Here is a 21471-nt window from a genome sequence, read left to right on the forward strand (position 1 = left end):
GGAGGTCACAGGAGTGACCTGCGGTGCAGCGCCCCTTCCGATCCTGCATGCAGACGCCGTCGTCCGCCCCCGCACCCAGCGCAGAGCTCCCGGCACGGAGCATTCATCGCGCGGCGGGGGCGGCAGACGGCGCCTCGCCGTCTCCCGGCGCGGAATCACCCGCCCGAAGACAGACTGCTGCGGGAACGACTGGCTGACGACCCTAGGACTCGGAATCCGATGGCACCGGACCAGCCGCCGGGGAGCCGGAGGGCGCGGAACCAGGATGCTCAGCACCCGGTTCCCGTCCCGGAGCGCTCCTCCTGACCGGTGCCTCGCTGCGCGGCGGGCTGTGGTGCGGCGGTCGCTCCGCCAGATACCTCTCGAGCGCGGGGTCGCCCGGGCCGGAGGCATCGGGGCTCGCCGCCTCCGACTCGGCGCGGTTGCCCATGAGACGGCGGTACTTCGCGATCGCGGCACGGGCGGCCGGGCTCAGCTCCCGTCCGCCCGTCACGTCATCGGACACGGGCCGTCATGCCCTGTCGCGCAGGGAAGCGTCGTCCTCGTCCGAGGCGCCCTCACCGGCGGCGTCCTCATGTCGGGCACTCCCGTCATCGGAGCCCCCCTCCTCATGGGGCCCGCCGTCTTCCGCAGACTCGCCGTCCGCACTCTCGACCTCGCCTGGGCGCTCTTCTCCCCCGGCGCCCGCCTCCCGATCCTCGGCGGAGAGCGCATCCGGCTGCTGTGCCTGCGTCGCACGGGCGAGCGTCTCCTCGGACATCTCGTCCATGACCGGGCGCAGACCCGCATCGCGCAGCTCGGCATGCCGGAGGCTGTCCGTGTCATAGGGCGGCAGCACGGAATCCGCGGGCGGACCCACGAGCTCGCCGTCCTCGTCGCGCGGGTACTCGGCCTCGGCGGCGCCGCGCCGCGCACGTGCGAGGCGACGCGAGGACGCCGCGGAGTCCCCGTCCTCGGAGTGCTCTTCGCCGCGCGCGCGCCCCGGGGAGTCGTGCGGTCCCTCCGATACCGGCGGACCTGCCGCGCCGAGGCCCTCCGCAGAGCTGTCCCGGGCCTCGGCGGCCTCCGCTGCCGGCGCACCGCGCCCGCTTCCCGCGCCGCCCTCGGCACCGGCCTCCCCGCCGTGCTTGAGCTCCGCGAGCTGCCGCCGGTAGGCGCGCACGGCGCCCTCCAGGGCGGACTCGGTGCGCCCCCGGCGGTTCTTCTGCGCCAGCGCGGCCCGCAGCTGCTCCTTGAGCTCGGCGTCGCCGCGGGCGACGCCGTCGGACTGGATCCACTCGAGCATCGCCACGAGCTGGTCGTCCGTATACATGTGCATGGGCAGCCCGGAGGCCACGCGCGGCCTGCTGCCCTGCCGGTCCACGACGACGGCGGCGGCCCGGGCGGCGTTGAGCAGCGCCTGCGGGGAGAGCTCCTCGACGGTCTCGCGCCATGCGTCGAAGAGGCGGCCGGCCTGCTGCTGCGGGTCGACGAAGGCGTCCGTGGTCCATACGCGGACGGACCGCCAGCCGCGGCGGGCCAGCTGCTCGGAGCGCAGCCGCTCGCGCTGGCGGATGCTCCGGGTGCCCGCATAGGCCGGGCCGTCGGTCTCGACCGCCACGACCATGCCGTGCAGATCGTCTGCGGAGTTCGCGATCGCGAGGTCGATGCCCTGGTAGTCGAGGTGCGCCATGACGCCCTTGCGGCTCAGCCGCTCCGCGAGGTCCGCGACGATGGGGTCGCCCAGCTCCTCGAAGGGCTCCGTCGCGATCCGGCTCGGGTCGGTCCGTCCGCCGTCCGCGCGCGCATTGGTGCCCGTGACGGCACCGGAATCGCGTGCCGTGGGCTCGCCGCCGCTCGCCACCTCGGCGAGGATGTCCGGCAGGAGACGCGCGCCGCCGCTGAGGCGCGCAGGGTCGAAGTCCTCCGCCTCGAACGCGGAGACGACCGTGAGGCGCCGCCGGGCGCGCGTGAGCGCCGCGGCCAGGCACCGCTCACCGCCGGGCTCGGAGAGCACGCCGAAGCTGTGGATGACCCGTCCCTGCCGGGTCCGGCCGTAGCCCAGGGACAGGATCACCGCATCGCGGACCATTCCGTGCACCTGCGTCACGTCCGTGACGATGAACGGCTCACGGCCCGGGCTCTCGAAGAACGAGGCGACATAGGGATACTGGCGGATCGCCTTCTGGATCGCCGCCGCCACCCGCTGCGCGTGCCAGGGGGTGAGGGTGACGACGCCGAGCGACTGCCGCGAGCGGGTCCGCGCGTGCCGGATGACGAGGTCCACCACCCGGTCCACCTCGACGTCGAGGCTCTCGACCTGGCCCGTGACGTTGTCGGGGGTGCCGAGGGCATCGGGCACGTAGGCGAACTCCAGTCCGGTCCCCTCCCCCGTGAGCGCCGTGGGCACGATGCAGATGGAGGAGTCGTAGAAGTGCCGGTTGGCGAGCTCGACGAGCTCCAGCGGCGAGACCCGGTAGCTCGTGTGCAGGCGACGGGCGGGCAGGAACTCGGACAGCTCCGCGAACACGCTGCGCGCCCTCTCCTTCCGGGGCCCGCGCGGGCGGCGGTCCACGGCGACGCTGAACTCGCGCGGCTCCAGCAGCCGCTCGTCGCCCATCGCGACGACCTGCCGGGCACGAGCCAGGGCGGGCAGCGCCTCGGCGGTGGTGAGCCGGCCCGCGTCCGCGAGGATGACGGTGTCGAAGCGCGGCCCCTCCGCGAACAGCTCCGGCACGCGGAACGGGCTCGCCGCCCACACCGGCGCGAGCGTGCTCAGGATCTCCGGTGCCCGGGTCGAGAGCCGGCGGACGTCGAGGTGCGGGCTCCTGAGCTCCTGGCGCAGCTCCTGCGCCTGGTTGCGGTGCTCGCCGATCACGGCCTTCCAGCGCTTCGCGTGGCTGTAGCGCAGGCGCGAGGCGCCCGCGGCCACGTACTGGCGGTCCGCCAGCCGGTACTCGGCTGCGATGCGGTTGAGCACATCGCCGTCGTGCGCGCCGATGAGGGCATCGGCGCCGGCGAGGTCCTGCAGCACCGTCGCCCAGTGAGCGAGGTCGAACTCCAGGCCCACGAGCTCGTGCGGCACCCGGCGTGCGCGCAGGTCGTCGAGCAGCTCCCCGAGCCCGGCATCGCGGAGCTCGTCGTCGAGGCGCGTGCGCTCGGGCAGATCGCGGAGGGAGAGGCGGTCCTCGGCGAGGGCGTCGAGCCGGGCCTCGAGCTCCTCGACGAGCATCCCCTCGAGGTCGCCGCCGTCGGGCGTGTCCTCGAGGTACGGGCTCAGCGCTGCGAGCGCGGCGGACAGTGCGCGGTACTCGGCCACCGCCTCGGGCACGCCGCGGGGCACCTTGGGGCGGATGTCCGCGCCCGCCAGCTCCCTGAGCTCCCGGCGCTGCTCCGCGGCGGCCAGGAGGCCCGCGTGCATGTCCGGGGCCGAGGCGCCCGGCCGCAGGAACTCCTTCGCCGCCTTCCGCAGACGGTTGCGCTCGAGCAGGCCCATCTCGCGGCCGTGCTGCGCGCGGTACTCGGAGGTGCCGGTGGCCGCGATGAGGTCCGCGAGGCTGTGCTCGAACACCTCCGGGCCGAAGACGTCGAGGGTCGCGCGCATCTCCTGCAGGAGCTCGAGCGAGCGGCCCCAGGCGCCCACCGTCCGCTCCGGATTCAGACCGGACTTGCGGAGGACGGGCAGCGCCGCCTGCGAGAAGGCGGGAACGAGCTCGCGTGCCCGCTCTGCCAGGGAGCGCGCACGCTCAGCCTCCTCGTTCGTCTCGAACCGCGCGCCGAACCATACGGTGTCCGCGACGTCGAGGGTGAACGCACCCCGGTCGGAGAGGGTGAGCAGGGTGCGACGGAGGCCGCTGCGCTCGGCGTCGGTGAGCTCGAGGACCTCCCGGCCGAACCTCACTGAGGTCGAAGGACCCGGGCGCACGCTCGTGAGCGCGGCGAGGCGCTGCATGACCTCGTACGCGGACACTCCCCAGGGCTCCCGGATCCGGTGCAGGGACTCGATGTGCTCGGAGAGCGCGGTGCGGTGCTCGGTGAGGGTCTCGACGAGCCCTGTGAGCTCGGGTTTAGGCGATCGCTCCGCAGAGGTGATGAGCTTGATGAGGGCACGGCGGAGCTCTTCCCTGTCGCCGCGTCCGTCCACGGTGAAATCGGTCAGCCCCGCAGCCTCCATGCGGCGGCCGAACTCGTCGAGGTCGGCGGCGTCCTGCGCCACGTAGAGGACGCTGCGGCCGGCGTGCGAGAGCGTGGTCGCGAGGGCGACGGCGAGCTGAGTGGCCCCGGTGCCCGGCGGCGTGTCGACCACGAGGGACTGCCCGTCGAGCGCAGCGTCGACGACGGCCTGCTGGTCGCCGTCCACATCGATCGCGAGGAACTCCTCGTGCGGCGCCCGGTCCGTGAGCGGCAGCGGGCCGGTGGCGCGCAGGCGGCGCGCCGCCGCACGGGAGCGACGGGTCCCGACGGACGCCGCGCGGGTCCGAGGGGCGGACTCGGGGATCTCCCCGTCTTCTGCGGGGGCGGGCTCTCCGGAGGAGGGCCCCGTGCCCGAGGCGGCCTCGGCCTCGGTGGTCGCCTCAGCGTTGCGGGCCTCAGCGTCGGTCGCCTCAACGTCGGTCGCCTCGGCGTCGGGGGTCTCGCCGTCCCCCGCACCGAATGCCTCGCGGCGGGGGCTCCCGTCGTGGGCGTCCGGCTCATGGGACGCGCGGTTCCCGGTGGGAGCGGCCGACGTCCCGGTCGCCTCGGAGCCGCCGAAGCCGACCCGGGCCTCGGCATCGCCTGCCAGGGCGCGCAGCAGCGGGTGCGCCTCGGGCAACTCCTCGGTGGTGTAGGGATCCGCGATGTTGGCGAAGGTGGAGACCACGAGCCGCTCGTTGACGAGCATGCCGGGCACGGCGCGGGTGACGGCGCGCAGGCGCTCGAAGACGGGGGCGGGGTCGAACCCGTGTCCGGCGCGGGTCGAATCCGCCCATTCGTCCACGTCGATCTCGACATCGTGTTCGCGGTGCAGGTAGTCGACGAGGGCGGGATTGATGTGCACTTCCGAGCCCAGCCGGATCTCGTAGTCGTCGACGCTGGAGCCCCGCGGCACGAGCGTGACGTGCCGGAGCACCACGGGCGCGCCGAACTCCTCGCGGCCGGTCTCGCCCTCGCGGCTCCAGGAGGCGAAGCCGATCGCCAGGTGGGCGGTGGTGAGGCCCCGTTCGCGGCTGAGCTGGTCGGCCTTGGAGCGGATGGACCGTGCGCGGCGGCGGGCATCGGCCAGGTGCTCAGGATCGCGCAGCAGACTGGACAGGCGCGTGGCCCGGCCGGCCAGCAGCTGCGCGAGCCCGGAGGGGTGCGCGCCCGTCAGGTCGATCGAGCCGTCACGGGAGTCGCGGAAGTGCAGCATGGTGTCGCGACCGCCGATCCGGGCAGCCTGGGCCTGCCATGCGGCGAACGCCTCGCCGACGGCCCGGGCCCCGGCCTGGGGAAGAGTGGAATCGGAATGTGACACGTGATCGAGCCTAACCGCTGGACGCCCGTACTCCCATACGGCGCACCGGTTCGCACGCAGATCGGCGGCCGGCAGAGCTTTCCCACCCCTTGTGCCGCTGGACGCCCACTCACGTCGAGGCGTCCAGCGGCACAAGGGGTGGGAAGCGCGGGGCAGGCAGTGTGAGCGAAGGCCCCTCACCGGACGCAGCGCACGGTGAGGGGCCTTCATTCGCGCCCCAGGCAGGATTCGAACCTGCGACACCCACTTTAGGAGAGTGGTGCTCTATCCCCTGAGCTACTGGGGCGGACGACAGTCAAGAAGTGTAGCAGTGCCTGCGCCGTGTCCGTGCAGGGCGGATGGGGGCGCTCCGACAGGAGCACCCCCATCCGGTCGCGTGCGGTCCGGCGCGGCCTCGGCCCCGCTCGCCCGCACCCGCGGGTCTCAGCGCTTGACGCGCACCACCATGGTGGGCGCAGCCGAGTACGGGAGGACCGACTGCGAGGTGGAGCCGAGCAGCAGCCCGGCGAAGCCCCCGCGGCCCCGCGACCCGATCACGAGGATGTCGCATGTGTCGGAGGCGCGCACCAGCACCTCGGCGGGCTGCCCGTCGAACAGCGTCCACCGGACCTCCAGCTCCGGATGCCGCTCTCGCACCGCGGCGCGCGCGGCTTCCAGCTTGTCCGTGCCCTCCGCGATGAGCCGCTCGAGATCGCCGGTGGACGGGATCCACTCCGGGCCGATCACCGTCGTGGTGATGACCGCCTGGATGTGGAGCGGGGTGCCGCGGCGGTGCGCGATGTCGGCCGCGCCCCACAGTGCCGGCGACTCCTTGCCGAGCGCGTCCACGCCCACGACCACCTGGCCGGAGTAGTCCGCTCCCGGCACCGTCTCGCCCTCATCGGAGACGGTGATCTCTCCGTCCACGCTGCTCCACACCGGCCGCGAGGAGCTGGGGCCCGGGAAGCGCTCGGCATCGGGGCTCCAGTTCACCGGGACGACGATGGTGGGGCAGGCAGAGTGCGCCGGCAGCGCGGACGACACCGTGCCGAGCAGCCTGCCCGCGAAGCCGCCCTTGCCGCGGGATCCCACGACGGCGAGACTCGCCTCCTTGGACTCCTCGACGAGGACGCCGGCCGCGTCGCCGATCTCGATCACCGCCTCGACCGGCACATCGGCGGCCTTCACCTCGGCAGCGGCCTCCTTGAGCGTCGCCGTGACGGCGGCGCGCACGGCGGAGTCGTCGATGGGCACATAGGAGACGTCGATCGTCGCGGCGGCCACGCTGGGCACCGTGTATGCGCCCACGAGGCGGATCGAACGACCCAGGGACTGGGCTTCGCCGATCGCGAAGCGGAGCGCATTGCGGCTCGCGTTCGAGCCGTCGATGCCGACGACGATGGCCTGTGGGTCGGCGACTTGCGAGTCTGAGCGGTCGGTCATGACTCCCCCTCGTGATCGGCCGCGCAGGCTGCGCGGCGGAGATGTGCTGCAGGACACACGTTACCGCTCGTGAGCGCATCGCACAGGCTTCGCCGGGATGCGATCTGCGGGTCACCGCATGGCGGACGGACGCGCACGATCCGCAGGGTTCCGATCTCGCCGCTCGTGCGCCGCCGCATCGCGAGGCCGCCGCCGAGGCCGCGTTCAGTCAGCGCAGCCGCACCGAGCCCGCTCCAGTCAGCGCAGCCGCACTCAGGGCGACAGCCCGCTCAGGCAGCCCGGCCCAGCTCGAGGAACGGCGCCCACACCTCGGCCGGAGCGTCGACCTCCCGCAGCCAGAACCGGCCGGCGTCCGGGGCCTCGGGCCGGACGAGCAGCGACCAGCCCATCTCCTCCGGAGTGCGGTCGCCCTTCAGCGAATTGCAGCTGCGGCAGCAGGCCACGAGGTTCGTCCACGAGTTCGCGCCGCCCCGGGACCTCGGCATGACGTGGTCCACCGTCGCAGCGCTCCTCCCGCAGTAGGCGCAGCGGTGCCCGTCCCGCCTGAGCACGCCGCGACGGGACAGCGCCGCGGTGCGGGCCGAGGGAGGCTTCACATAGCGCGTGAGGATGATGACGGTGGGCCGGTCCAGCGACAGCTGCTCGCTGCGCACGGGACGGGCGGCATCCGCCTCCAGCACATTCGCCTTGCCCGCCAGGACGAGCACGAGCGCGCGCTTGAACGACACGACCGACATCGGCTCGTAGCCGGCGTTGAGAACCAGGGTCTTCATGGTCCGCCTCCTGCCGCCCCGCGCAGGCCGCAGAACGCAGAAGACGGCGCCGCGCACAGAGCGCGACGCCGTCCCGAGCGCACCGGGGCACTCGCAGGGCATATCGAATCCGCAGGATCGATGGGATCCGCGGAGCATAGGGCGTCCGCCGCGCGCACCGCATCGCGGCGAGCTGCTCGCTCACAGCTCACCCAGCCGACCATGCGCACTTCCGGACTCACCCACACCACATTAGGGGTTCACCGGCCCGCGGGGAAGAGCGCGGCCGCCGTCCGGGCGCACTCCCAGGAACACTCCGGATGCAGTTCACCGGCGTTCACCCCGGGTTCAGGAAGAGGGCCGCCGAGGCGGCCGGAGCTTCGCAGCCCGCGCGCCTCGAGCGCCCCCGGCACCCGCACCCCGCACTCCAGCGCGCACGTGGATGCCCCCGGAACGCACCTCACCCCCGCAGCGACCGGACCTGTGGTCGCTGCGGGGGTGAGGGATGCGCACCGGGCTCCGGCACCGTCAGGGCACCGGGACCGGGAGTCCGAGCGGACTCAGAGCACGCGGATGTAGGTGACGCTGCCCATCCAGGAGTGGCTGCGGTAGGAGGTGCCGGAGCTCGAGGAGCCGGCATCGTACATCATGCCGTTGCCCGCATAGATGCCGATGTGGCCGGGGCGGTACACGAGGTCGCCGGGCTTGGCCTCGGAGGCCGAGACGGTGCGTCCGGACGAAGCCTGTGCGCCGGAGCTGCGGGGGAGGTTCACGCCCACCTTGGAGTAGACGAAGGAGGTGTAGCCGGAGCAGTCCCAGCCGCTGGTCGTGGTGCCGCCGTAGACATAGGGGACGCCCGTGTACTGCTTCGCGATGGCGATGACCTGCTCGGCCTTCGAGCCGTCGGGGAGGGCGACGTCGCTGCCCTCATCGGACTTGCCGCTGTCGGAGGACTCGCCGGAGCCCTCCGAGGAGGAACCGGAATCGCTGCTGTCGTCGTTGCTCGAGACCGAGGGCTCGGGGGCCGGCTCGGGAGCGGAGGTGGCGGTGACGTTCTCGACGGACACGGCGCCGACGAGGTCCTGCGCGTCCTCTTCCGCCTCGGGAACGACCGTCTTGGCCTGGTTGACGAACTCGGGCGTGGACTGGGCCTCCGCCTCGGCGGTGACCGCCGCCTGCTCGCCGCCGTCCTCGCCCATCGCCGGCAGGGTCGCGGTGACGACCAGGCCGCCTGCGGCCGCGACGACGGCTGCGCGCCGCCCCACGACGCCGTAGTTGGCGCTGAGCGATTCTGTGAGCTCGGTGAGCGGGGTCTTCACGCGGGTGTCGGCCGCGCGGCGACCATGCTTGCGAAGTTCCACGGTGTCCTCTCCAATTCCTACGAGGCGGCGCGCCGAGCTGGAGATGCTCTGCCCTGCCTTGAGAGCTGCGCTCACGGTCTTCCGGTGCCTCGCCGCCGCTCAGGTCCAATATGTCCGATCGTGCTGGGCGCGGCGTGCGGAACCCGGCTCGGACCGCCCCCTGGTGGAGGCGCCTCGACAACTGTAAACGATCTGCAACGCCATGTCACGTTTGTGTCACGGAGAAGATCACGGAACCCGAGGACGCAGGTGGGGTTTCCCATAGAAGCGCTGGTCACAAAGGTAACGGCGGTGATGCGGAAAGATATCGAGTGATGTGTTCCATACACCTCGGACCGTAACCGAAGGGACGCCCACGGCTGCGGGCGCCGGGGCGGAGAACCGCGGACGCGCAGAACCGCGGGGACCCCTTCGGGAGAGCTGCCTCAGCCCTCGGCCGTGACGAAGACGAAGGCGGCGGTCTCCGTGGGCAGGTCGAGCACCTGCTCGGCCCCCTCGGCCCGGAGTGTGACGTAATCGCCGTCGCTCTCCGCAGTCACCGTGGCGCCGGGGACGATCCCGGTCTGCCTGAGCTGGCGCAGGACCTCGTTCTCGACCTGGAGGGGCTCGGCGAGCCAGGCGATCCGCAGGCCCGCAGTCCGTCCCTGCTTCACCGCGCGCACGACGGAGACCGCCGCGCGCGGTGCCGCGTCCTCGGCGCCCAGTTCGGCGAGACCGGGGATGGGATTGCCGTACGGGTCCGTGCGGTGCTCCGGCAGGATCGCGAGCAGGCGGGTCTCGACCTGTTCGCTCATGACGTGCTCCCAGCGGCAGGCCTCGTCGTGGACGAGCTCCCAGTCCAGGCCGATCACATCGGCGAGCAGGCGCTCGGCCAGTCGGTGCTTGCGCATGACGTGGGTGGCGATGCGCCGCCCGTCCTCCGTGAGCTCCAGGTGCCGGTCCTCGTCGACGATGACGAGGCCGTCGCGCTCCATCCGCGCGACGGTCTGGGACACGGTGGGACCGGAGTGGTCGAGCCGCTCGGCGATCCTGGCCCTGAGCGGAACGATCCCCTGCTCCTCGAGCTCGACGATCGCCTTGAGGTACATCTCGGTCGTGTCGATGAGGTCGTTCACGTCTCTGTTCTCTCCTTGCCATCGGGCGCGCCGCTGCTGGGGCCTGCGCCGAGTGCCCCTCACACGCGTGCGGGACCTTCGGCGCGGACGGCGCACCGCCGCCCCGGCCTGGACGACCATTCTATGGGCGGTGCGCGCGGACCGGTACTGAGGGCCTCCTACCGAACCCGCAGAGGCGCGCGCCCGGTCCCGCTCAGGGCTGCAGACGCACCTGCGACCAGCGATCGGCCTCGTCCAGAGGCGCAGGCGTCCCCTCGCGGCTCGTGAGGAGGAAGCGGTCGTGCATCCGGTTGCGCCGCCCCTGCCAGAACTCGATCTCATAGGGCCTGACCCGGTACCCGCCCCAGTGCTCGGGCCGGACGGGCTCCCGCCCCTCCCATTCGGCCTCGAGCGCGGTCATCCTCTCGTCGAACTCCGCGCGCGAGGCGATGGGACGTGACTGCTCGGAGGCGATCGCGCCCAGCTGCGAACCGCGCGGGCGCAGCGCGAAGTACGCGTCCGACTGCTCCGGAACGACCTTCTCCGCGATGCCGCGCACACGCACCTGCCGATGGATCTCATGCCAGGGGAAGACGAGCGCCACGAGGGGATCGGCGCCGATCTGCCGTCCCTTGGCCGAGAGATAGTTGGTGTAGAAGACGAAGCCCTCCGCATCAACCTCCTTGAGCAGCACGATCCGTGCGGCCGGACCGGCCTCGTCCGCCGTGGCGAGCACCATCGCGTTCGGCTCGGCCAGGGCCTCGCCCGCCTCCTCGTACCACTGCGCGAACACCTCCGCGGGGCTGCCGCCGGGCAGCGCGAGATCGGCGTCGTCGTACTCGACCCGCTGGCGGGCCAGCCGGGTCAGCGCATCGCGGGCCTCCGCCGAGGCGGGGGCATCAGGGGGCAGCGCTCCCCCGCCTCCGTGCGGGGTCGGTGTCGTGAGTTCGTCCATGCGCCCACCGTACTCCCGCGCGATGCCCGGGCCGCGGGGAGGCGGCCGCGATCCCTCCGCACGCGGCCTGTCAGCGGTCCTCCCGCAGGAGCGCGCCCGGCAGCTCGCCGCCCGGACTGCAGTGAGACGGTCCGCCGGACCCGCGAACGCCCCAGTAGGATCGGCCCGTGAGTGATACAGCCCCCACCCAGGTCATCATCCCCGACGATCTCAAGCCCGCCGACGGCCGCTTCGGAGCGGGTCCCTCGCGCGTCCGCCCCGCTCAGATCGACGCCGTCGCGGCCGCCGGCCGCACCGTCATGGGCACCTCGCACAGGCAGGCGCCGGTGAAGTCCCTCGTGCACCGCGTGCGCACCGGGCTCGCCGAGCTCTTCTCCCTGCCGGAGGGCTACGAGGTGATCCTGGGCAACGGCGGCTCGACATCGTTCTGGGACGCGGCCGCGTTCAGCCTGGTCCGCGAGCGGGCCTCGCACGCGGCCTTCGGCGAGTTCGGCTCCAAGTTCGCGAAGGCGACGCAGAAGGCGCCGTTCCTCGCGGATTCCCTCCTCGTGGACGCCGAGCCGGGCACCGGTGCGCTCCCCCGGGTCGACGCCTCGGCGGACGTGTACTCCTGGCCGCACAACGAGACGTCCACGGGTGTCGCGGTTCCCGTGGTGAGGCCGGAGGACGCGGCGGAGGACGCCCTCGTCGTCATCGACGCCACCTCGGCGGCCGGGGGGCTGGACGTGGACATCGCGCAGGCGGACGTCTACTACTTCGCACCGCAGAAGAACTTCGCGGCCGACGGCGGGCTGTGGGTGGCCCTAGTCTCGCCGCGGGCGGTGACCCGCATCGAGGAGATCGCGGGCAGCGGCCGCTGGATCCCCGATTCGCTCAGCCTGCTCACGGCGCTCGAGAACTCGCGCAAGGACCAGACCTACAACACCCCCGCGGTCGCCACCCTCATCATGCTGGCCGAGCAGATCGAGTGGATCAACGCACACGGCGGGCTCGGCTGGGCAGCGGCGCGCACCGCCGAGTCCTCCGCTCTCGTCTACGACTGGGCCGAGGCCTCACCCGTCGCCGCACCCTTCGTCGCCGATCCCGCGGACCGCTCCGCCGTGGTCTGCACCGTGGACTTCGACGAGTCCGTGGACGCCGCGGCACTGGCGAAGGCGCTGCGCGAGAACGGGATCGTGGACGTGGAGCCCTACCGCAAGCTGGGCCGCAACCAGCTGCGCATCGCCACCTTCACCGCGGTGGACCCGGACGAGGTGCGCGCTCTGCTCGCGTGCATCGACTGGGTGCTGAACGCCTGGGGCGCGGAGGCGGCGCAGGCCTGAGACCCGCCCTGCGTCCTCACGCTCGCGCCCGCAGCCTCACGCGGGTGCGAGCGTGAGGAAGTGGTGGATCGCGGTGCCCGCGAACACGGCGAGCGCCACGGCGGCGCATCCGAACTCGATGAGGATGCCCACGCCGGCGACCTTGAGGGCGCTCCAACTGGTGTCCCAGGCCTCGCGGGCGTCGCCGAGCCTGCGCCGTTCGGCGAGCCAGAGGCCGGCGACGAAGCCCAGCAGCAGGCCCACGACCGGCACCACGAAGAAGCCCACGACCGCGAGGACTCCGCCCAGCAGCAGGGAGCTGTTGGGGATGCCCCGCTCCTTGAGCTTCCTGCCCGTGAGCACCCACGAGGCGGAGATGCCGATCCCTACCAGCACCGCGATGACCGCGAACGCGGTCCACACGGGCCCTCCGCCCAGGACCAGCGCCCAGACGAGCGCGCACACGCCGATGAGGATGGAGCCCGGCAGCACAGGGACCACGATTCCCACACAGCCCACGAGCATGAGCAGGCCTGCGATGAGCGTGACGATGAGATCGGTCGTCATGGCGGGGGACTCCGTTCGCGCTGGTGTCGCCGGCACCCGTGCCGAGCGTGCCGCTGCCGGTCGCGCCCGAGTCTACGGGAGCCGCCCGACCGTCCGCCCAGGCCGCCCTCCAGCAGGCAGTCCCGCACCCCTGCGACCTCATCCGCCGGAATGCCCTGAGGTCGCCTCTCCGGACGAGACCGCCGTTCCCCTCAGGGCGCGCACTCCCCTCAGATGCGCGCCCCTCAGGGGTGGCCGTCGTAGGTGAAGTGGATGAGCCTGCGGGGGCGGGTGGCCCGCTGCACCCGGAGATGCTTGGCGCCGAGCATCCAGACGGCGCCCACGAGCATCCCGGCCACGCCCGAGGCCGCCCCCACTCCCAGGGCGGCGCGCGGCCCCAGCATGTCCGCGACCCAGCCGGCGAACGGCGCGCCCAGCGGCGCCCCGCCCATGACGACGGCCATGTAGATCGACATCACACGGCCCCGGACGGCGGGCGGGATCGTCGTCTGCACGTACGCATTGGCGCTGGTGAGCATCGTGATGGAGGAGAAGCCGATGAGCATGAGAGCGGCGGCGAAGGACCAGTAGCCCGGCATGACCCCGGCGATCCCGCAGGCCAGTCCGAAGCCGCCCGCGGCGAAGAACACGATCCGCAGCCTCGGCTGTTCGCGCTTGGCCGCGATGAGCGCGCCCGCGAGGGAGCCGACGGCCAGCACGGAGTTGAGCAGTCCGAAGGCCTCCGCGTCCCGGTCGAACTCCACGCGCGCCATCGTCGCGGTGTAGATGTTGAAGTTGATGCCGAAGGTGGAGACGACGAAGATCACGGCCAGCACGATCACGATGTCCGGTCGCGTCCGCAGGTAGGAGAAGCCACCCAGCAGGCCGCGGCCGCCCTCGGACCTGCGCGCGGGAGGGGCGTGCAGGCGGCCGGGATCCAGCCACAGGAGCATGCCGACGGTCCCGGCGAAGGCCAGGCCGGAGATGAGGAAGACGGTCGAGGCCCCGGCCGCGGCGGTGAGCACGCCGGCCACCGCCGGGCCGATCATCCGCGCGCTGTTGAATGAGGCCGAGTTGAGCGAGACCGCGTTGGTCACGAGCGCGTCGCCCACGAGTTCGGAGACGAAGGCCTGCCGCGCGGGCGCGTCCACCGTCGCGACGATGCCGAGCGCGAGGGCGAGGACGTAGACGTGCCACAGGTGGATCGCCCCCGTGACGGTGAGGACGAACAGTACGAGGCCCATCGTGCCCATGAGGATCTGCGTGAGCAGGAGGAGCTTCCTGCGGGGGAACTTGTCCGCGATGCTGCCGGCGAAGGGGAAGAGCACGAGCTGCGGCCCCAGCTGCAGGGCCATGCAGATGCCGAGGGCGGCGGCGTCCTCGTCCGTGAGCTGCGTGAGGACGAGCCAGTCCTGCGCCGTCCGCTGCATCCACGTGCCGGTGTTGGACACGAGGGCGCCGCTGAACCACTTGCGGTAGTTGGGCTCCTGCAGGGACCGGAACATCGAGGACATCGGGTGAGAGAGCGCCCCCTTCGAAGGACGTCAGTGATTCAGCTGTGGTGGGTAGCGGGCGCCTGTCCGGAAGGCCGTCGCCGAGGCGGGCTCGCGCTCCGCTGCGGAGCTCAGTCGCGCTGCGCGGAGCCGGCGCCCGTCTCGATCATCTCGAGGGGCTCGTTGATCTCGTCGAGGACCGCCTCGGACGGTGCGGGCCTGTGCCGCGCGACGTCCGTCTCCGAATGCGCGCCGCAGCCGGCGTCGAGCGCCACGACGCGGCCGTCGAACGGCGACCACGCATTGGCGCACACCCCGAATCGGGTGCGGACGCTGCCGGCGATGGGCATGAGATAGCCGCAGGTGGAGCACTGCGCGTCGGCCTTCTTGGCGTACTCGCCCTCGGGGCCGGCATCGGAGCGCTCCCAGCGGCCGGCGGCCTTCGCGATGCCCTCGCGGGAGAGCACGCGCACCCGGCCCAGGCCGAACTCGAAATTGGGCACCTGATCGATGTCGTCGCCGGGCTGGGCGTCGACCTGCTCGAGGCCGAGGTCGAGATTGGGATCGTCCTCCTCCCGGGGGAGCACGTCCTTGGGGCCCATGTCGCCGGGCTGCACGCGGTTCTCCCACGGCACCCATTCGGGGGCCAGGAGCGCGTCCGCACCGGGGAGCAGGGCGGTCTCGCACACCGTGGCCTTCTTGGAGCGGGGCGCGCGTGCGAGGACCGCCACCCAGTGCCAGCCGCGGTAGGCGGGTGTCGTGCACTCGAAGCTGTGGGTGACGAGCCGCGTCCCCTCGGCCACCGCCCCCAGGTGCGCGCCGATCTCGGAGGCGCCGGCGGCCTCGGCGATGGCCTCGCGCGCCACGTCGACGGCGGCGGCGAGGACGGCGTCGAGGACAGGGGGCGCGGGCTTCCGTGCGGGGCGGGCGGGTGCGGCAGGGGCCTTCGCGGCGGCCGACTCCGGGACGGCCCCGGCCGAGGCGGTCTCAGCGACGGGGGGCTGCTCCACGGCGGGGGCCGGGGCCTCGGCGGCCGAGGCCGGCTCCGCATCGCGGGAAGCGGCCTCGGCGGTGCCCGTGTCGAACAGGGCGGGCTGGGACGGCTCCACCGCAGTGCCGTCGCCCGATTCGGCTCGGGGGGTGCTCTGCACCGAGGCGATCCAGCGGTCGAACAGTCCGGACATCAGCCCTCCAGGTCGTCTGCGATTGCGCGGAGCACTTCCGCGACGCGACGGGAGTGCCCGGTATCAGGGTACCGCCCGCGGCGCAGGCCGCTCGACGTGTCCTCCAGCATGCGGATGACGTCCTCGATCATGGAGGCGGTCTTCTCCGGGTTGCGGCGGACCCGTGCGGGGGCCTCGACGATGCGGGCCTTGAGCACCTGCTTGCCCTTGCGGCCGTCCACGACGTCGAAGTCCAGGCGGGTGCCGGGGGCCACCTCCGTGCCCGCGGGCAGGGAGGAGCTGTGGAGGAAGATCTGCTCGCCGTCGTCGGCGGTGACGAAGCCGAATCCCTTTCCGGCGTCGAACCACTTCACGCGTCCAGTGGGCATGTGCGTTCCTTTCGTGTGTCTGGTCTGGGTGGGAGGGTCTTGGTGGGTCGGTGATGTGCTCGCCCCGGGGCGGGGGCCTGAGTCCCCGCGGGCGGCCTGCGCTCCGGAATCTCTGAGATCGGCGCTCGCCGCGCTCGGGCTTCCCTGTGCGGATCCCCGCATCTCAGCCGAGGCGGGCCCTCTGTACGGGAGCGGCGCGGGCGGGCGGGGAACGGTCCGAATCATCACTGCGCACTGAGCATCGTCAGGGTGTTCGCCTGCGGGTGATCACCGGACCGCTGCCGGTCGAGTCCGGGGCAGCTCACTCCGCATGGGTGCAGCAGGGCGCTTCGACAGCCGATCGGAGCCGGTCCGGTCGCCTCAGGCCGAGCTTCCCAGGAGGGGCGAGTCTCAGCAGTCCCGCAGCCCGGGCGACATCAGCTCCGTCCGGTCGCTGGGCGGGTGGGTCTCAGGTGATCCGCGTGCGCCTGACGATCTGCATGACGAGGACGATCATCAGGAGGACGAACGCGATCGGGAGGAGGACCAGTCCCGCCCAGGTGAAGACCGGCGAGACGACCACCCCCATGAGGCCCGTCACCACGACGAGCGCGAGGCTGAGGAGGCCGATGCCCGCAAGCACTGCAGCGATCCACCCCGTCACCGCGCCGGGCGGTCTCTGCGCTGCCGAACTTGCGCCTGTCTGCGCGCCGGCCTGTGGTTGGGCTGCTGCTGACATCGGACACCTCCTCCGCGGGTGACGAAACCGGTGTCCGCGCGGCACCGCTGAGCGGTCCGGGGATCACCGGCGTGGGCTGTGGGCACGGCGTGGAACGCCGCGCGCTGATCATTATAGCCCTCCACGGCTGAGCGTGCGGAGGTGAGGGGCGGGCGAGGCTGAGGGAGGTCGCTGTCCACCGCCGCTCGCCCCTCTCCCGCGTAGAATCGGGAGGATGCGCGAAACACTCTCCTTCGTCGCCTGGCTGGCCGCAGCGCCGGCACCCTGGTTCGACCGGATCGCCCGCACCCGCACGGACCTGCTGCGCACCGACGCGCCCGATGCCCGCCGCTTCGCCACCCTCGCCGCCTCACGCGCCGCCGCCGCTGCGGGACTGGAGATGCTCGACGCCGCCGCCCTGCGCATCGTCCATCGCGCCGCCGTCCGGTCCCGCATCGCACCGGACGTACCCCGGGAGCACCTCGCGGACACCGCGACCGGCGCGCCGGGCGCCGCGCCAGGCGAGCCGGGCGCCGGGGGTTCACAGAGGGAACTTCACGCAGTCGCCGAGGGGCACGCAGGAACCACTCGCAGCGAAGCGGGGCCAGCCGCGGAGGCAGCGGCCGAGACAGGGGCGGACCCCCTCGCCCCCGCCCTCACCGCGGCCATCGCGGCCGGGCTGCTCTGGCCCGCCTTCTCGGAGGAGAACGCGGGCGTCACCCAGGCGACCGCAGATGCGTGGCCGCTCACCGCCTCGGCGTACCGGGTGCATCCGGAGGTCGCCGCACTCCTGCCCATGACCGCGGCCGAACGCGCCTCGGCCCTGCCCTGGGAGACCGCGCGGGATCCCCGCCCCCTGCACACCGCGCAGGTGTCCGCACCCCTCCTGGACAATGCGCAGGCGGCCGGAGCGGCGGGTGCCGTGGCGCGGGCGCTGGCGGCCACCGGCGAATTCGCCCGGCACGAGGTCTCCCAGCTGGTCAGCGGCGGCGTCGGCAAACGCGATGCGCAGGTCCTCGCCCGCGCCGTGGGCCTGAGCCCCGCGCGCTTCGCCCTCACCGCGGAGCTCGCCTCCCACCTCGGCTGGCTCGGCGCATCGCCCGATCCCTCCGATCCCCTCTGGCTGCCCACGCCGACCTATGACACCGCCGCCGCGGCACCGCGCGAGGAGGTCTGGGCGCAGCTCGTGTGGGCATGGCTCACCCACCCCGCCGATGTGGTCCACGTCCTCGCCGGCAGCACCCCGGCGGGCGAGCGCGTGCACCTCCTGGGACGCGATGAGCACTCCCGCACCGCTTTCCCCGGCTTCCCCGTCTCTCACCCGCAGATCCTGCTGCTGCGCCGCCTCGTGCTCACCGCACTGCTGGCCACGGACGAGGCCGGAGCCGGAGCCGCAGAGGCGGGCAGAAGCACACGGGTCGGCACTGCACCAGGCGGCACCTCAGAGGCAGCCGGAGCCGCGGAAGCCTCCGGTACCGCATCTGGCAGGGCCGCGACAGCCTCGGGCGAGGGCGTCGAGGAGGATGATCTGCTCGCCCTCCTCACCTTCTCCCACCCGCTGCTGGCGGTGCTGACCTCCGATGAGCTCGCCGAGGTGCTCGACGAGGCCGAATCGTTCGGGCTCACCGCCTCTCCCCTGGGCCGGGCACATGCGCACGCGCTCACTCCTCTGGGCCGCACACTCGCCCGCTGGCTCCGCGACGACCCCGAGGCGCCCCGTGCGGCAGGCCCCCGCGCACCCGCACCGGAGCCTCTTCCGGCGGATGCCGACGAGGCTGCGCCCTCCACCACGACGGCCCCGGCCACTCGCCCCACAGCATCGCAGGCACGGCGACCGGCCTCCGCCGAGGACCGCCACCGCACCGCTTCCGGAACGCGGTCGCAGACCGATGCAGGGACCTCGACCACTCCCCTGCCCGCAGACCTCCTGGCCGCCGTCGCGGCCCTCCTGCCACCGCTGGAGACCACGGTGACGCTCCAGTCCGATCTCACGGCGGTGGCCTCGGGGCCCCTCGAGCACACGGTCCAGACCCGGCTGGAGGCACTGGCCGAGATCGACACCCGCGGGCAGGGCACGGTCTTCCGCGTCACGGACGAGACCATCGCCGCGGCCCTGCGCGCGGGCAGGGACGCGGAGTCCCTTCTCGCCGACCTCGCCGAGCTCTCCTCGACCGGCGTCCCCTCGACGCTCACGCACATGGTCGAATCGCAGGCCTCGCGGCTGACCCGCATCCGGGTCGCCGCGGCGCGCAGCGTCATCGTCGTCGACGACCCCGCGGACCTCGACGTCATCTTCGACGATCCGGCCTCCGTCGCCACCGGCATGCGCAGGCTCTCCCCCACCGTGGCGATCGCTTCCGCACCCGCGGACCGGGTGATGGCGCTCGTGGAGACGGAGGACCGCCCCGTGCTCCGCGCAGACACCGAGAGCCGCGGCACCCGCTCCGACCGGACCGCCGCCCCCGTGCGACCTGAGCCTCCGGTCGTCCGGAGCACGCGCGTACAGCCGCAGGACGCCGAGGCGCACATCGCCCGGCTGCGCGCCAGCCGCACCGCTGCCGCGAGTCGCAGCGGAACCGGGCGCGGTCGCACTGGTCCGGCAGCGGCCGGCACCGGGACGGCTGTGTCAGACGAAGGCGCCCAGCGCAGGGCGGGCCGAGAAGCGGCAGGTGCGGCAGACGCGCGGTCCGTTTCTCGTGAAACGGCCGCTGCGGCACCGGGCACCGCCGGGAATGCGGGGGCGGCCTCGGCGGTTGATGCCGGAGCGGGCCCGGAGGAGGTCCTCGCCGAACTGAGCGAGGCCGCCGCGGTCCGCGCACCGGTCGACCTGGTGGCGGTGAGCTCGGACGGCTCGCTGCGGCGCATCCGGATGGTCCCGGAGGCGGTGCGGGCAGGACGGGTGCTGGGACGCTCCTCGGCGGGGAGCGCGGTGCGGATCGCCGCCTCGCGCATCGTCGAGGTGGAACGAGTGTGAGCCGAGCACGAGGAGGAGCATGAGCATCGAGCCGAGCGTGACCACGGGAGGTCCCCTCATCGTGCAGTCGGACCGGACGGTCCTGCTCGAATCCGACCACCCGGACGCCGCCGAGGCCGCGATCGCCATCGCCCCCTTCGCCCAGCTGTCGAAGACCCCGGAGCACATCCACACCTACACGATCACGCCGCTGGGCCTGTGGAACGCCCGGGCCAGCGGGCACGATGCCGAGGGCGTGGTGGACGTCCTCCTCGACTACGCGAAGCATCCCGTGCCGCACGAGCTCCTGCTCGACATCGTCGACGTCATGGACCGCTGGGGCGTCCTCACACTGGTGCGCTCCCCCGTGCACGGGCTCGTCCTCGAGAGCACGGACGCAGGCCTCCTCACTTCCCTCCTCGAGCAGCCGGACCTCGCCGGCAAGACGGGCACGCGCCTCGACGAAAGCTCCGTCGTGGTCCACCCCTCCGAGCGCGGCGAGCTCAAGCACGTCCTGCTCAAGCTGGGACATCCCGTCGCCGATGCGGCCGGCTATGTGGACGGCGAGGCGCACGCGATCGAGCTCACGGACGGCGACTGGCAGCTGCGCCCGTACCAGACTCGCGCCGTCGACACCTACCTCGCGGGCGAGTCCGGCGTAGTGGTGCTGCCGTGCGGTGCCGGCAAGACCATCGTGGGGGCGGCGGCGATGACGCGGGTGAAGGCGACCACGCTCATCCTCGTGACGAACTCGGTCTCGGCCAAGCAGTGGAAGGCGGAGCTGCTCCGCCGGACCTCGCTCACGGAGGAGGAGATCGGCGAGTACTCCGGCAGCGTCAAGGAGATCCGCCCCGTCACGATCGCCACATATCAGGTGCTCACGACCCGCCGCAAGGGCTCCTACCTGCACCTGGAGCTGCTCGATGCCAGGGACTGGGGCCTCGTGATCTACGACGAGGTGCACCTGCTGCCCGCGCCCGTCTTCCGCCTCACGGCCGGACTGCAGGCCCGGCGGCGGCTGGGGCTGACCGCCACCCTCGTGCGCGAGGACGGCCGCGAGGACGAGGTGTTCTCCCTCATCGGCCCCAAACAGTTCGAGGTGCCGTGGAAGGAGATCGAACAGGCCGGCTTCATCGCCCAGGCCGCGTGCCACGAGGTGCGGGTGCGCCTCGACGCCGGACTGCGGCGGGCCTACGGCAGCGCCGAGGGCGAGGACCGGTACCGGCTCGCCGCGACCGCGGATGCGAAGATCCCGGTCGTGCGCGATCTCGTCGCCGCCCACCCGGAGGCGCAGATCCTCGTGATCGGTCAGTACCTCGATCAGCTCGAGGAGCTCGGCGCGGCGCTCGATGCACCGGTGCTGACGGGGAAGACCCCGGAGCGGGAGCGCGAGGAGCTGTACGCGGGCTTCCGCGCGGGCACCGTCCGGGTGCTCGTGGTCTCGAAGGTGGCGAACTTCTCCGTCGACCTGCCCGAGGCCTCGGTCGCCATCCAGGTGTCCGGCTCCTTCGGCTCGCGACAGGAGGAGGCGCAGCGACTCGGCCGCATCCTGCGCCCCAAATTGCACGCGCAGGCGGCCACGTTCTACACCGTCGTCGCGGCCGAGACGGTGGACGAGCGCTTCGCCGCACACCGCCGCCGCTTCCTCACGGAGCAGGGCTACGCGTACACGATCGAATCACGGTGAGGCGTCTCACCCCTGTCGCGCACGACGCCGTCTCCCCGTCCGGGTTCGTCGAGCCTGTCCCGAGGCCCCGCGCGGAGTCCGCCTGACACAGCCGTTCCCCTCCGCCTACCATGGGAGTGGAATCCGGCGCAGGCGCCGCTTCCGCCGAGGCCCCGGCCGAGCCGCAGCGCTCATCCGGACCGATC

At 72.7% G+C, this 21471-nt stretch carries 14 protein-coding genes and 1 tRNA gene; 3 read left to right on the top strand and 12 right to left on the bottom strand.

Annotation, left to right across the window (positions count from 1 at the left end):
• Positions 1-511: 511 nt before the first annotated feature.
• From K318_RS18590 to pdxH, 7 genes are all read right to left on the bottom strand, one after another.
• Positions 512-5473, bottom strand: a complete 4962-nt coding sequence (locus K318_RS18590; protein WP_051297324.1) for a DUF4011 domain-containing protein — start codon at positions 5471-5473, stop codon at positions 512-514.
• A gap of 213 nt (positions 5474-5686) precedes the next feature.
• Positions 5687-5759: transfer RNA gene (locus K318_RS0101565), tRNA-Arg, on the bottom strand.
• 137 nt (positions 5760-5896) lie between these two features.
• A complete protein-coding gene (locus K318_RS0101570; RefSeq protein ID WP_029088174.1) occupies positions 5897-6895 on the bottom strand; it encodes a universal stress protein in 999 nt (332 codons plus the stop codon).
• Positions 6896-7164: 269 nt separating this feature from the next.
• Complete coding sequence (locus K318_RS0101575; protein WP_029088175.1) at positions 7165-7668, bottom strand: HNH endonuclease; 504 nt, start codon at positions 7666-7668, stop codon at positions 7165-7167.
• A gap of 539 nt (positions 7669-8207) precedes the next feature.
• Positions 8208-9008, bottom strand: a complete 801-nt coding sequence (locus tag K318_RS0101580) for a C40 family peptidase (protein ID WP_029088176.1) — start codon at positions 9006-9008, stop codon at positions 8208-8210.
• A gap of 425 nt (positions 9009-9433) precedes the next feature.
• Positions 9434-10123 carry an iron-dependent transcriptional repressor DtxR gene (locus K318_RS0101585; protein ID WP_029088177.1) on the bottom strand — a complete coding sequence of 230 codons (690 nt, stop codon included), beginning with the start codon at positions 10121-10123 and terminating at the stop codon, positions 9434-9436.
• 193 nt (positions 10124-10316) lie between these two features.
• Complete coding sequence (gene pdxH, locus K318_RS18595; RefSeq protein ID WP_084499493.1) at positions 10317-11057, bottom strand: pyridoxamine 5'-phosphate oxidase; 741 nt, start codon at positions 11055-11057, stop codon at positions 10317-10319.
• A 167-nt stretch (positions 11058-11224) separates the two neighbouring features.
• On the opposite strand from pdxH, the gene serC reads away from it, so the two are divergent.
• Positions 11225-12379: a phosphoserine transaminase gene (gene serC / locus K318_RS0101595; RefSeq protein ID WP_029088178.1), complete on the top strand. Its 1155-nt coding sequence runs from the start codon at positions 11225-11227 to the stop codon at positions 12377-12379.
• Between the two features lie 36 nt (positions 12380-12415).
• Here serC and K318_RS0101600 read toward each other — a convergent pair whose 3' ends face one another.
• From K318_RS0101600 to K318_RS24520, 5 genes are all read right to left on the bottom strand, one after another.
• Positions 12416-12925: a DUF456 domain-containing protein gene (locus tag K318_RS0101600; RefSeq protein ID WP_029088179.1), complete on the bottom strand. Its 510-nt coding sequence runs from the start codon at positions 12923-12925 to the stop codon at positions 12416-12418.
• Positions 12926-13149: 224 nt separating this feature from the next.
• Entirely contained in the window at positions 13150-14418 is a 1269-nt protein-coding gene (locus K318_RS0101605) for an MFS transporter (protein WP_029088180.1), read from the bottom strand.
• A 110-nt stretch (positions 14419-14528) separates the two neighbouring features.
• Positions 14529-15581 (bottom strand): DUF3027 domain-containing protein, encoded by a 1053-nt coding sequence (locus K318_RS18600; RefSeq protein WP_084499494.1) that lies wholly within the window; start codon positions 15579-15581, stop codon positions 14529-14531.
• Positions 15581-15949, bottom strand: coding sequence for a cold-shock protein (locus K318_RS0101615; protein ID WP_029088181.1), 369 nt, complete (start codon positions 15947-15949; stop codon positions 15581-15583). The genes K318_RS18600 and K318_RS0101615 overlap by 1 nt, the downstream gene beginning before the upstream one ends.
• 448 nt (positions 15950-16397) lie before the next feature.
• Positions 16398-16667 carry a hypothetical protein gene (locus K318_RS24520; RefSeq protein ID WP_156913735.1) on the bottom strand — a complete coding sequence of 90 codons (270 nt, stop codon included), beginning with the start codon at positions 16665-16667 and terminating at the stop codon, positions 16398-16400.
• A 214-nt stretch (positions 16668-16881) separates the two neighbouring features.
• Between K318_RS24520 and K318_RS0101625 the strand changes: the two genes are divergently transcribed.
• Both K318_RS0101625 and K318_RS0101630 read left to right on the top strand, forming a co-directional pair.
• Positions 16882-19620, top strand: a complete 2739-nt coding sequence (locus K318_RS0101625) for a helicase-associated domain-containing protein (RefSeq protein WP_029088182.1) — start codon at positions 16882-16884, stop codon at positions 19618-19620.
• A 19-nt stretch (positions 19621-19639) separates the two neighbouring features.
• On the top strand, positions 19640-21286 hold the full coding sequence (locus K318_RS0101630; protein ID WP_029088183.1) for a DNA repair helicase XPB: 1647 nt from the start codon (positions 19640-19642) through the stop codon (positions 21284-21286).
• The last annotated feature ends 185 nt before the right edge of the window (positions 21287-21471 follow it).

Origin of the sequence: Brevibacterium album DSM 18261, from assembly GCF_000426445.1 — a bacterium.
Taxonomy (GTDB): Bacteria; Actinomycetota; Actinomycetes; order Actinomycetales; family Brevibacteriaceae; genus Brevibacterium; species Brevibacterium album.